The 12,843-nt window shown below is 61.8% G+C and carries 9 protein-coding genes; 5 read left to right on the forward strand and 4 right to left on the reverse strand.

Translation table 11 applies throughout. The features are described from left to right. Positions 1-215 precede the first annotated feature (215 nt). A complete protein-coding gene (metH, locus tag H163_RS0108220) occupies positions 216-3,944 on the forward strand; it encodes a methionine synthase (protein WP_019964092.1) in 3,729 nt (1,242 codons plus the stop codon). A gap of 158 nt (positions 3,945-4,102) precedes the next feature. On the opposite strand, the gene H163_RS22475 is transcribed toward metH, so the two are convergent. Beyond that, the gene (locus H163_RS22475) at positions 4,103-4,423 is read right to left on the reverse strand and encodes a hypothetical protein (RefSeq protein ID WP_019964093.1); all 321 of its coding nucleotides are present in this window, start codon (positions 4,421-4,423) and stop codon (positions 4,103-4,105) included. A gap of 234 nt (positions 4,424-4,657) precedes the next feature. On the opposite strand from H163_RS22475, the gene H163_RS0108230 reads away from it, so the two are divergent. Further along, positions 4,658-5,260 carry an FMN-dependent NADH-azoreductase gene (locus H163_RS0108230; protein WP_019964094.1) on the forward strand — a complete coding sequence of 201 codons (603 nt, stop codon included), beginning with the start codon at positions 4,658-4,660 and terminating at the stop codon, positions 5,258-5,260. A gap of 981 nt (positions 5,261-6,241) precedes the next feature. Next, positions 6,242-7,222: a DUF2336 domain-containing protein gene (locus tag H163_RS0108240; RefSeq protein WP_208975349.1), complete on the forward strand. Its 981-nt coding sequence runs from the start codon at positions 6,242-6,244 to the stop codon at positions 7,220-7,222. A gap of 21 nt (positions 7,223-7,243) precedes the next feature. Here H163_RS0108240 and H163_RS0108245 read toward each other — a convergent pair whose 3' ends face one another. Further along, positions 7,244-7,882, reverse strand: coding sequence for a LysE family translocator (locus H163_RS0108245; RefSeq protein ID WP_026355620.1), 639 nt, complete (start codon positions 7,880-7,882; stop codon positions 7,244-7,246). Between the two features lie 162 nt (positions 7,883-8,044). After that, positions 8,045-8,578: a BA14K family protein gene (locus H163_RS0108250; protein ID WP_019964097.1), complete on the reverse strand. Its 534-nt coding sequence runs from the start codon at positions 8,576-8,578 to the stop codon at positions 8,045-8,047. Between the two features lie 227 nt (positions 8,579-8,805). Between H163_RS0108250 and H163_RS0108255 the strand changes: the two genes are divergently transcribed. Together H163_RS0108255 and H163_RS0108260 are read left to right on the forward strand one after the other, a co-directional pair. Further along, positions 8,806-9,579 carry a HugZ family pyridoxamine 5'-phosphate oxidase gene (locus H163_RS0108255; RefSeq protein WP_019964098.1) on the forward strand — a complete coding sequence of 258 codons (774 nt, stop codon included), beginning with the start codon at positions 8,806-8,808 and terminating at the stop codon, positions 9,577-9,579. Positions 9,580-9,682: 103 nt separating this feature from the next. After that, complete coding sequence (locus tag H163_RS0108260; protein WP_019964099.1) at positions 9,683-10,825, forward strand: endonuclease/exonuclease/phosphatase family protein; 1,143 nt, start codon at positions 9,683-9,685, stop codon at positions 10,823-10,825. A gap of 59 nt (positions 10,826-10,884) precedes the next feature. On the opposite strand, the gene H163_RS0108265 is transcribed toward H163_RS0108260, so the two are convergent. Next, positions 10,885-12,531, reverse strand: coding sequence for a methyl-accepting chemotaxis protein (locus H163_RS0108265; RefSeq protein ID WP_208975350.1), 1,647 nt, complete (start codon positions 12,529-12,531; stop codon positions 10,885-10,887). Positions 12,532-12,843: the final 312 nt, after the last annotated feature.

The raw sequence follows: 12,843 nt of genomic DNA on the forward strand, positions 1-12,843 counted from the left end.
GGGAGAGGGGTGCTGCGGCAAAAGGAGAGTGCGCTGCTCCTCCTTGAGCCCGGTGTAGAAACCCTCCCAAGGCGGACAGGAACATGTGCCTGACCTCTTGCCGGGAAGGACGCTTTGGAACACATCCGGCGCGGAGCATCAGGCCTGCGCCGGACAGGAATGATCTTCAGGTCCGCGTGGCGGACCTTTTGTGTGACAGGAACCGGATCACATCCATGCTGAAGAAGTCTGACGTTTTCGACCGCCTCCACGCTGCCGCCGCCAAGCGCATTCTTGTGCTGGATGGCGCCATGGGTACGGAGATCCAGACGCTGAAGCTGGATGAGGAGGCTTTCCGGGGCAGCCGCTTTGCCGATTGGCCGCAGGACCTCAAGGGCAACAACGATCTTCTGAGCCTGACGCGCCCGGATGACATCCGCGCCATTCATGTGGCCTATCTTGAGGCCGGGGCGGACATCGTTGAAACCAACACCTTCTCCTCCACCACCATCGCCCAGGCCGATTACGGCATGGAGGCGCTGGCCTATGAGCTGAATTTCGAGAGCGCCCGCCTTGCCCGTGAGGCCTGCGATCTGGTGGGCGCGAAAGACCCGTCGCGCCCGCGCTTCGTCGCCGGTGCCATCGGTCCGACCAACCGCACCGCTTCCATCTCGCCGGATGTGAATAATCCCGGCTACCGTGCCGTGAGCTTCGACGATCTTCGCAAGGCCTATGCGGAGGCCGCACGCGGTCTGATCGACGGCGGTGCTGACATCATGCTGGTCGAAACCATCTTCGACACACTCAATGCCAAGGCCGCGCTCTTTGCCATTGACGAGGTGTTCGAGGAAAAGGGCGTCCGCCTGCCGGTGATGATTTCCGGCACGATTACCGACCTTTCCGGCCGCACCCTGTCGGGCCAGACGGCGGAAGCCTTCTGGTATTCCGTCCGGCATTCGCAGCCCTTCTCCATCGGCCTCAACTGCGCGCTGGGAGCCAAGGAGATGCGCGCCCATGTGGCTGATCTTGCCCGTATTTCCGATACGCTGGTCTGCGCCTATCCGAACGCGGGCCTGCCGAATGAGTTCGGCGAATATGACGAGAGCCCGGAGCATATGGCGGGGCTCGTGGGCGAGTTTGCCGCTTCCGGCCTCGTCAATATCGTCGGCGGCTGTTGCGGCACCACGCCGGCCCATATCCGCGCCATTGCTGAAGCCGTGGCGGACAAGGCACCGCGTGTGCTGCCCGATGTACCGCGCCTGATGCGCCTGTCCGGTCTGGAGCCCTTCGTGCTGACGCCGGAGATCAACTTCGTCAACGTCGGCGAGCGCACCAACGTCACCGGCTCCGCCCGCTTCCGCAAGCTGGTGAAGGAAGGCGACTATTCGGCAGCGCTGGATGTCGCCCGCCAGCAGGTGGAAAGCGGTGCGCAGATCATCGACGTCAACATGGACGAAGGGCTTCTGGACTCGGAAGCCGCCATGGTCACCTTCCTCAACCTCATCGCCGCCGAGCCGGATATCGCCCGGGTGCCGGTGATGATCGACAGCTCCAAGTGGACCGTTATCGAGGCAGGCCTCAAATGCGTGCAGGGCAAGCCCATCGTCAATTCCATCTCGCTGAAGGAAGGCGAGGAGGCGTTTCTGGCGCAGGCCAAGCTCGTGCGCCGTTATGGCGCGGCTGTGGTGGTGATGGCCTTTGACGAGAAGGGACAGGCCGACACCTTCGAGCGCAAGACCGAAATCTGTGCCCGCTCCTACAAGGTGCTGACGGAAAAGGCCGGTTTTGCGCCGGAAGACATCATCTTCGATCCGAACATCTTCGCGGTGGCCACCGGCATCGAGGAGCACAACAACTACGGCGTCGATTTCATCGAGGCGACGGGCTGGATCCGCGAGAACCTGCCGCATGCTCATGTGTCGGGCGGCGTATCGAACCTCTCCTTCTCCTTCCGCGGCAACGAGGGTGTGCGCGAGGCGATGCATTCGGTGTTCCTCTACCACGCCATCAAGCGCGGCATGGACATGGGCATCGTCAACGCCGGTCAGCTCGCCATCTATGACGACCTCGACAAGGAACTGCGGGACCTGTGCGAGGACGTGGTGCTCAACCGCTCGCCGGATGCAACCGACCGTATGCTGGAAGCGGCGGAGCGCTGGAAAGGCGAGGGCGGCAAGAAGAAGGAAGCCGATCTCAGCTGGCGTGAATGGCCTGTGGCCAAGCGGCTGGAGCATGCGCTCGTCAACGGCATCGACGATTACGTAGTTGAGGATACCGAAGCTGCCCGCCAGACAGTGGAGCGTCCGCTGCACGTGATCGAAGGGCCGCTGATGGACGGCATGAACGTGGTGGGTGATCTCTTCGGCGCGGGCAAGATGTTCCTGCCGCAGGTGGTGAAGTCCGCCCGCGTGATGAAGAAGGCGGTGGCCTATCTGATGCCCTTCATGGAAGAGGAAAAGCGCCTGACGGGTGCCGAAGGCTCTTCCTCTGCGGGCAAGATCCTGATGGCGACGGTGAAGGGCGATGTGCATGACATCGGCAAGAACATCGTCGGCGTCGTGCTCCAGTGCAACAATTTCGAGGTGATCGACCTCGGCGTCATGGTGCCCGCTGCGAAGATCCTGGAGACGGCCAAGGCGGAGAAGGTGGACATCATCGGCCTGTCCGGCCTCATCACCCCGTCCCTTGACGAGATGTGCCATGTGGCGGCGGAACTGGAGCGCGAGGGGCTGGATGTGCCGCTGCTGATCGGCGGGGCCACCACCAGCCGCATCCATACGGCGGTCAAGATCCACCCGAACTATGCCCGGGGGCAGGCGATCTACGTGACCGATGCGGGCCGCGCCGTGGGCGTTGCCTCGCGGCTGATGAGCGAGGGCCAGCGCGATCCCTACTATGCCGAAATCCGCACCGAATATGCGGAGATTGCGGAAGCGCATGCCAATGCCCGTGGTTCCGGAGCGCGCGTGTCCATCGTTGATGCCCGTGCCAACGCCTTCACCTGCGACTTTACCCGCAAGCCGCAGGCACCGCGCAAGCCCGGCATCACCCGCTTCGACAACTTCCCGCTGGAAGAACTGGTGCCCTTGATCGACTGGACACCCTTCTTCTCCACTTGGGAGATCAAGGGCCGCTATCCGGCGGTGCTGACCGACAACCGCTATGGTCCCGCGGCCAAGGCGCTTTACGATGATGCCCGGCGCATGCTGGACGAGATCGTGGCAGGGAAGCTGCTGACGGCGCGGGGCGTTGCGGGCCTGTGGCCTGCGCAGGCGCGGGGCGACGACATCCTGCTCTTCGGCAGCGAGGCGCGCACCAGCCCGGTCGCCACCTTCTACACCCTGCGCCAGCAGATGGCCCGGACGGCAGGCGGACGCGCCAATGTGGCCCTGTCCGACTTCGTGGCGCCGGAAGGCTCCGGCATTGCCGACTGGGTGGGCGGCTTTGCCGTCACCACCGGTCACGGCGAGGATGACCTTGCCGCCCGCTATGCCAAGGCGGGCGATGACTACAACAAGATCCTCAGCCAGGCGCTGGCCGACCGCCTTGCGGAAGCCTTTGCCGAGAAGCTTCACCAGATCGTCCGCAAGGAGCTGTGGGGCTATGCGGCGGATGAGACCCTCAGCAACGAGGAACTGATCGAGGAGAAGTATCAGGGCATCCGCCCGGCGCCGGGCTATCCGGCCCAGCCGGACCACACCGAAAAGCGGACGCTGTTCGATCTGCTCGGCGCGGAAGAGGCGACCGGCATCAACCTGACGGAAAGCTACGCCATGTGGCCGGGCTCGTCGGTTTCCGGCCTCTATTTCAGCCACCCGGACAGCCACTATTTCGGCGTCGGCAAGATCGAGCACGATCAGGTGGAAGACTACGCACAGCGCAAGGGCTGGGACCTCGCCTATGCGGAGCGCTGGCTCGCCCCGATCCTCAACTACGCCCCCCGCCGCCGCGCTGCGGCTGAGTGAGGCACGGCATCTGAGAGGCAGGCGGCACGGCGGTGCTGTCTGGCCCTTATACCAACTCTCGATGAGCTTGGCTCATCGAGAGTTGGTCAAGCCCGTGCAGCGCTTGAGCATTTTCACGGCGTGATGCGTCAGCATCGAAAGCCTTGGTATTATGCGGTTCAGCGGCCGGTGGAAGACTCGCCCACTGCAATGAACGAGAAGGAACGGTTCTGCTGGGAGCCGTTCGAGGCGCCGGTGATGGCGGTTGCGCTGGCGGCCGTGAGGTAGGGGAAGACCACGTTGTCGAGCGGGCTTTCGCTCAGGGTACCCCACAGCACCTGCGAGCCGGTGATGGCCGGCAGGCCGGCGAAGTTGCCGTTGAACGAGATCTGGTAGACCCCCGGCCCTTCGTTGATGACAGCAAAATCATAGTCTCCTTCACCGCCACTGCCAGAGGCGATCGTTCCGTTGGCGTTCACAACGCCCCAAATCGTAGTCATGGAATTGCTCCTTGTCAGAGGTGACTGGCAAGAAGGAGGACGCAGCGCGGACGGCGGTGTGAACCTGTCAGAACCAACTTTGAGCGGGGCGGCTTCAGGGCGGGGTTTCATGATGATCCGAACAGACTGTTCACCAGCCGTGACCTAGTTATCCGCCGGACGGGAGGTTATCTCTACCGCGACGAATAACCGGCACTTCACCTCCCCGGTGTTTCATCTCCAAGGAGAGCTTTGATGTCCAAGACCATCCTCAAGATTGATGCTTCTGCCCGCAAGGCAGGCTCTGCGACCCGTGACCTCACCGAAAAGCTGGTGAACGGCCTCGCTGCCAAGACCGCTGGCGCCACCGTCGTGACCCGTGACGTTGCCGCCGGCTTCCCGCTGGTTGACGAAGAGTGGATCGGCGCCAACTTCACCGACCCGGCAGCCCGCACCGATGCGCAGAAGGCGAAGCTTGCCCTTTCCGACAGCCTCGTTGCCGAGCTGAAGGCTGCTGACGTGATCGTCATCGCCGCTCCGGTTTACAACTTCGGCATTCCGGCTGCGCTCAAGTCCTGGATCGATCTGGTGGCCCGCGCCCGCGAAACCTTCCAGTACACCGAAGCCGGTCCGGAAGGCCTGCTGAAGGGCAAGAAGGCCTATATTGTTGCAGCTTCTGGCGGCACCCCGGTCGGCTCGTCCTATGACTATGCCACCACCTACCTGCGTCACGTCTTCGGCTTCCTCGGCATCACCGATGTGGAAGTCGTGGCTGCCGACAAGCTGGCCATGGACGCTGAAGGCAGCATCAAGGCTGCGAACGAAGCCATCGACACTCTCGTCGCCAAGGCCGCCTGAGTTCAGGTAAAACTGGTTCAGGCAAAACCGGTTCAGGACCGAGTTCCGCATTCCGCAGCCGCCCGAAAGGGCGGCTGTGCTGTTTCTGTGCCGCGCCTGTGGCCCTGACGAAAACCGTCTGCCCTTCCGGCCTCCTGAGGCCTTTGGATAATGTCCATTCCTGATGGGTTTCGTCACCGGCAGTTGCTCATGTCCTTGCCGTGCCTGGGCAATTCAGGGCTTGATGCGCCGGTATCGAGCGATCTGACGTAAAACGCCCGCCGGACGATCATCCTGCGGGCGCTCCAACTGGATCCCTGATTTTTTGCTGCGCATTTTCTGCGCGGCTGCCGGTCCTTCCGGCCAGCCAGATTTTCATCTGATGCCTATCTTCCACCCAGCTAGCATCAGATCTGCAGTCCTCCAGGTCTCCTACAGCGCACCGATCACAATGGCACCGAGAAAGACGAAAGCTGCACAGACTGCTATCACGTCAAGATTGCGGACAATCGACATTGTTTTGCCTCCCGATGTCCTTTCCTGCACGTCTATCAATGTAGGCAAGGCTGCAGCCCGCGCAAAGCAGAAAATGTGCTGCACTGCGAAAGCAGCCGCATAAACTACCTGCCTTGAAGCAGTAAGGCTTTGATTGTGTGTGTGAATGCCAGTCGTTGTCTGACAACGGCTGGCTGCTATAACCGTATTCTTGCATATAGGTTGTACGCGGCCCTCGACAGCGCTGGCGCTATGTTTGGCGAAGGCGCGGGGCGGATTTATCGAAACGCAGGTGTGGCAAGATAAATATTTAAGGTTGAAAATCCATTTGTAATAATTATCATCAGCTTAATAAAAAAGTAATAAGTTCTGCAAAGTGTAGGTTCTTGATCTGGCGCATGTGTTGGGCGGGGGAAAATGCAAAATCTCGGCAGGCTGGCTGAACTTGCGAGGGATAATACCCCGGCAGGCCGGCGTGCGCTCGTCGATGCGGTCACGGACATGTTCATGACCGCCGCACCTGATCAGGTTGATCACATAAGCCTGCTGTTCGGCGATATCGTCCTCAAGGTGATCGGCAAGCTTGAGGAAGAAGCCCGCATGGCGCTCGCTGTGCGCATCAGCGAAGCGGATGTCGCACCGCGCGACCTGATCATGTCGCTTGCTGCAGATCAGATCAATGTGGCAGCTCCCATTCTTGCCGGGTCACCAGTTCTGACCACCGGTGATCTTGTATCCCTTGCCGAAACTGGCAGCATGGATCATCTCGGCGTCATCGCAGACCGGCGGCCCCTGAACGAGGCTGTGACGAGTGTCATTGTCAACCGGGGAAACACCGAGGTGCTGGCGACCGTTGCCGGCAACGAACAGGCCCGGTTCACGGCCAATGCCTTTGATATGCTGCTGGAAAAGGCCCGCCATCATCCGATGATCCAGGAGGCGCTGATCGGCCGGGAGGATCTTCCTGCCGAGGGGGCCCGTAATCTCGTTCCCTATCTCTCGGAGGAGCTGAAGAAGCGTATCCTCGATCTGGGCGGAGATGGAACGCTGGTGCAGATCCTGGCGGAGCGGGCCGCGCAGGAGGTACAGGCTCAGGTGCGTGATCTGGGCAGTGCGCAATCGCGTGCGAAGATGCTGATTGACGACGTGAAGGCCCGCCGCCGTCCGATTGACGATGCAGTCAACCAGTTTTCCAAGACAGACCGCCCGGTGGACCTTGCCCATCTGCTGGCGGAGGTGAGCGAACTGCCAACAGCCATGGTGGCCCGGGTTTTCTTCAATCCCGATGACGCGCCGCTGATCATTCTGTGCCGTGCCAATGGTGTGACGGACAACGCTTACAAGAACATCGTCAAGCTGCGGGCCCAGCGGCTGAAGATGAACGGCCAGGACATCAACGAGGCATTTCTCCGGTATGGCCGCATGCAAAGGGCCGAGGCCATGCGCGCGCTCGCCGTGATCCGGGAGCGCGCGAAAAAGGCGTCCTGACGAGGGGCGCGGCGCCTCAGATCAGGCTGCAGCCCGGCGCAGCGCGGCTGTCATGGCCGCAGCGCCAATCAGCAGCGAGCCGCCAAGCCGGTTAAGGGTCCTCATCAGCGAGGGCTTGCGGATCTGCTTGCGCAGGGCAGAGGCGGCCAGCGCATAGACGCCCGCGTTCAAGGCACCCAGCACCACGAAGGTCACGCCCATCAGCACCAGCTGCGGCGCTACGGGTGCGGCCGGGGCGATGAAGTGGGGCAGGAAGGCTATGAAGAAGGCGATTCCCTTCGGATTGAGGCTCGTCACCACATAGGTGTTCCAGAAGATCTTGCGCGGCTCCATGGCTGGGGCTGCCGTATCAACCTGGTCCGCTGCAGGAATGAAAGGCGGCTGCCGCCACATCTTGATGCCGAGCCACAGCAGATAGAGCGCGCCGGCCCATTTCAGCACGGTGAAGGCCGTTGCCGATGCTGCCAGAACAGCGCCGAGGCCAAGCAGCGAGGCGGTGGCCGCTGTTGCGTCACCCAAAGCGACACCCAGCACGCAGGCTCCGGCCGATTTGCGGCCATGCGACAGCGCATAGCTGATCACCAGCAGGATGGTTGGCCCGGGAATGGCGAGCACAACGAGAGTGGCCGCCACATAGGCGATGTAGAGTTCCAGTGTCATTCCAAAATCCTTCCGCAACATGCCCAGTTTCCGCCAACAGGCAAAGCGAGCCACGGCGCAGACCGCGTTGCAAGTGGAATTGTGCAGCTGACACAGTTTGACAGAAAGAAAAAGGGAGCCCGCAGTGTGGGCTCCCTCTGGGGATTGGACTAACGGTCCGTGTTACTGGCAGAAGCGCTGCTCGCCGCCATGGGTCGTGAAGGTGCCCGTGCGCGGGTTGAAGCTGCGGTAGCGCGAGCTGCAGTAGTCGTACCAGGCCGGGCTCCACGGCAGGTAGCCGGGCGATGCCTGTGGTGTGCCATAGACCGGGGCGCCATACACCGGGCCGGGGGCCGGAATGGGAGCATGAGCCGGCGGGTAATAGGCCGGGGGAGGCGTGGAGGCGCTGGCGCCGCCGCTCATGGTGCCCAGAAGAATGGCACCGGCGGCAAGGCCGATCACACCGGCGGCAATGGCTGCATCCGTGTTGTTGCGCTTGCCTCCGCGCTCCTCGTGCCGGTCCCTGCGCCGTTCGATCCGGTTGCGGTCTTCCCAGCCGCTGTCGTAACCCCGGTCATAGCCGCGCTCGAAGCCGCGGCCATGGCCCCAGCCGCCGTGCCGGTCACCCCAGCCGCCCGCTTGCGCGCCGGTTGCCAGCGGCGCCAGCAGACTGGCCGAAAGGGCGGCAGTCAGAATGCGCTTGGTCAGGGTGTTCATCTTCCGTCTCCTTCGCGTGAGGGGGCTCGATCCGTGTGGCCCGTTCCTCTGTGTTCCGATGGTGCCAATTTGCCATGGGGGGACTGAATGCACTCTGAGATGCCCGTTCATCTGCCGTTCATGTTGGCAACTGCCTTGGCAGGGCCTTTGCTGGCGGGCCGGGGCTGTCTTTTAGCCGCTGCACGGATAGAATGGCGGCGAGGGAGATTGCTGTTCGGAGAACTCTGGTGACTGAAGCCGGAAAGGAAAAAGCTCTTCTTCAAGAGGTGGACGGTGAGGTACGCCGTCAGGCCAGGTCGCTGCTGCGCCTCGCACGCCATGCTGCCCTCGGTGTTCTGGAGGTGGAGACCGGCCATCCGCTGGTCTCGCGGGTCACACCTGTTGCAGCCATGGATGGAACGCCGGTCGTGCTGGCCTCAAAGCTCGCGGCTCACAAACCGGCCATGCAGGCAGACAGCCGCTGCTCGCTGCTTGTGGGAGAGCCCGGCAAGGGCGATCCGCTGGCTCATCCGCGCATGACGGTGATGGCCGTGGCACGGGAGATAGAACGCGGCTCGCCGGATCATGACGAGGCCCGCCGCCGCCATCTCGCCCGCCATCCGAAGGCCGAGCTTTATGTGGACTTCCCGGACATGAGCTTCTTCCGGCTGGAAGTGGCACGGGCCAGCCTCAATGGCGGTTTCGGCAAGGCCTATGCGCTGAGTGCAGCAGACCTCGTGCTGCCGGCGGATCTCTGTGCGCCGCTGTCCGGATGGGAGGCTGGCGCTGTCGCCCACATGAATGAGGACCACGCGGATGCGCTTGCCCTCTATGCGCAGGTTCTGTGCGGCCAGCCCAAGGCGAAATGGCGCCTGACGGGCCTTGATCCCGAGGGGCTGGATCTTGCCGCCGGCGATCTTGCCTGCCGGTTGTGGTTCGACACACCGCTGACGGAGCCAAAGGCCCTGCGCGAGAAACTGGTGGAGCTTGCCAAGGCGGCAAGAGCGAGAGAGCAGGCCTGACAGACTGCCGGGGCACTGCGGTGTTCTGAAGCCTGAGATAAGTGTTGCGTGAGTGTTGCAATTCCCGTCTAAATTGCTTTCCGTAAGGGCAAGGGAGGGGGTTATGACAGACACCATGATCCAGAGTTTCAAGGTGACGTGCTGGAACATCGAGCATGCGGACAAGCTGCTGGATGATCTGGAGGCCGCCGCAAACGGTGTCCGGGAGAAGGCCGAAGCCCGCCTTGCCGCGGTGCGCGACGAGATCACCGCCCTTGCAGCAGATGTGCTGATGATCAGCGAGGGGCCGAATGGAGAGGACCGGGCGCAGCGCTTTTTCGAGAGGGCGGCGCCCGGTTACAAGCTTGTGACGCGTGGCTCGGATGACCGCAAGGCCTATGGCATGCAGGGCACGGATGCGGTGACTGGCCGGCAGTGGATCTGGTTCCTGTTACGGGACATTCCTGCCCTTTCCGGCTCGCTGCTGCATCTGGACCAGTGGAAGCGTCTGACGGAGGCCAGTTCCGGCGGCGAACACAGGGCTGGCACCTGGGATGTCGCCTTTCCGGAATTCCGGGATGGCCAGCTCCTGTTTCGTATCACCCGCAACCACAGCCACTGGCGCCACCCGCAGGTGTTGCTGGCCAACGTGGATGGAGTGAGCATCGAGTTCATCGGCTGTCATCTCAAGAGCAAGATCACCCGCACCTCCGGCAAGGGGGACGTGTCGGATGCCGCCTTCTTCGACAACAATCCGGGGCTTGTGGCTGACCTGATCAATTCCCGCGTCAAGATCACGACCGAGTGCAATGATATCCGGCACTATATCGATGCCCGCTTTGCTGCCGATGCAAGTGCGCCGCTGATCGTGCTGGGGGATCTGAATGATGGGCCGGGCAAGGAGCGGATCGAGCGGCGGTTCCTCTATCACGACCTGATCAGTACGCTGCAGGGCGAAATCTTCTTTGCCCGCCGGTTCCTCAATCACGCCCTGTTTGACGCGCCGGAAGAGGAGCGCTGGTCGGTTTTCTTCCGCGACAGGCTGGACCCCGGCCGCAGTCCCCGGATCCTGCTGGACCACATCCTGTTCAGTCAGACCTTTACCGGCAACCGGCAGGTAACGGGAAACAGCTTCCGGGCGCGACAGGGGGGAGGGCTGGTGGAGCATGACGTCCATCACGCCATTACGGGAACGCGGCCAGCCTTTGCCATGACAAGCGATCACAAGCCGGTCTCAATGCATTTCGACCGGCGGGCTCCAGCCTGAAACTTGACGGGGCAGCCCAATGGCTGCCCCGCTTGTCACACAGGCCTTGCCGGCCTCCGTCAGGCCGCCCGGATGTTCCGCAGGAAGGTGCCGAGCTCGTTCTGCAGGTTCCGGGACTGTTCGGAGAGTACTCCCACGGTGGAGAGAACCTGGCGGGCGCCGGAGCTTGAATCCATGGCGCTTTCCCGGACGGCGCTGATGCTGCGGGTGATCTCGTCGCTGCCCTGTGCCACCTCGTGGACATTGCGGGCGATTTCCGAAGTCACCGCATTCTGTTGCTCGATGGCCGATGCGATGGCCGAAATCTGGCCGTTGATCTGGCTGATGGCGATGACCACGGCTTCGATGGCGGAGGAGGTGAGGGAGGCGCCTGATTGCATTTCGCCGACCTGGCGGCTGATGTCTTCGGTCGCCTGTCCGGTCTGCGTGGCGAGCGCCTTCACTTCGCCGGCAACCACGGCAAAGCCCTTGCCTGCTTCTCCGGCCCGCGCAGCTTCAATGGTGGCATTGAGAGCGAGAAGATTAGTCTGGGCGGCGATGTCGTTGATGAGCTTCACCACATCGTCGATCCTGCGGGCCGAGGCGGCCAGAACGCCAACCGTTTCGCTTGAACTGCGCGCGTTCTCGGAGGTGGTGCCTGCGGCGCCCAGAGCAGCGGTGACCTGCCGGCTGATTTCGCCGATGGAGGCTGAAAGCTCTTCGGCGGCGGAAGCGACCGTCTGCACGCCGCGGCTCGATTCTTCTGCTGCTGCCGCCACCGTATTGGCCGTGGAAGAAGTGTCGTTGGCGTTCCTGGCCATCATCTGTGCTGTGGCTTCCAGTTCCTTCACGGCAGTGGCGATGCTGTCCGATACGCCCTTGACCGTGGATTCGAGGCTGTCGGCGAGGCGAAGCGTCGCGTCGCGCTTTTCCTGCTCGATGCGCTCCTCCTCCTCCTTCGCCTGGGCCTGCAGCCGCTTGATCTCGATGGTCTTTTCGCGGAAGGCTTCGAAGGCAACGGCCAGCGCGCCGATTTCGTCGCGGCTGCGCACGTTGAGCTGTACTGTTGTGTCATCCTGTGCCAGACGGTTAAGGGCATGGACGACATTGCGCAGCGGGCGGCTGATGCACATGACTGAGAGCATCAGTGCGATGGCCGCGCCCGCAACTATGGCGATGGCGGACACAATCGTCATGAGTTTCAGCCCGTGCAGTTCATGCTCCTTGGCTTCGCGCACGGATGCTTCTGTGAAACTGTTGAGGTCTGCCGTCAGCGCAGTCAGTTCTGCGTTTAGTGCCTGCTGTTCCCGCTCAATCGCCACGGCCAATGCCGAGGCCTTGCCGATGTCTCCGGCGTTGATCCGGGTGACCACTTCACTTATGTGATCGTCATAAGTCTTATGTTCCTTTTCGATGCGCTTCAGCTGTTCGAGAACGGTTTCGTATTTGCGCCGGTTCTCAGCTGTCGTTGCGAGCTTTATGCCATGCTGAGCCAGATCTTCTGCCTCAAGGATCTCTTTCTGAACGGTTTCAGCCAGTTTCGTCAGGCTGGCCGTGAGACTTGAAACCGTGCCGGTGGCTTCGGAGGCCGTCAGGCCGGCCGCTCTGAGAAGCCGCTCGAGCAGCAGTGCCTGCTCCATCTGATGCATAGTTACATTCGTGACGTTCGCTGTGAGCGGAACAGTCTCATCGGCAATCTCAGTCAGTTCACCGCCGATTTTCTGCATTTGCAAAATGCCTGTCGCGGCAATGAGGACCATCATTGCACCGAGGAATGCGACGAGGCACAAGATTTTCGCTGCGATTGAACGGGAACGGCTGATTTGAGAACGCGAGGATGTCATCTTAGAACCCTGTGTTGCGAAACGGCTTCAGTTCGTCAATCGGTCAGGTTGCGTGTCTGACTCTGCGTTATTATTTGGTGTGCCCTGATAATTCGAGTGGTGAGTTAACAAAAATATAAAAATAACCCTAGGTCAGACTGGGGTGTTGAAATATTTCTGCAGGTTCTTGGGTTACATTGTTATAAATAACGTTGG

The sequence above is a fragment of the Pannonibacter phragmitetus DSM 14782 genome (assembly GCF_000382365.1).
Taxonomy (GTDB): Bacteria; Pseudomonadota; Alphaproteobacteria; order Rhizobiales; family Stappiaceae; genus Pannonibacter; species Pannonibacter phragmitetus.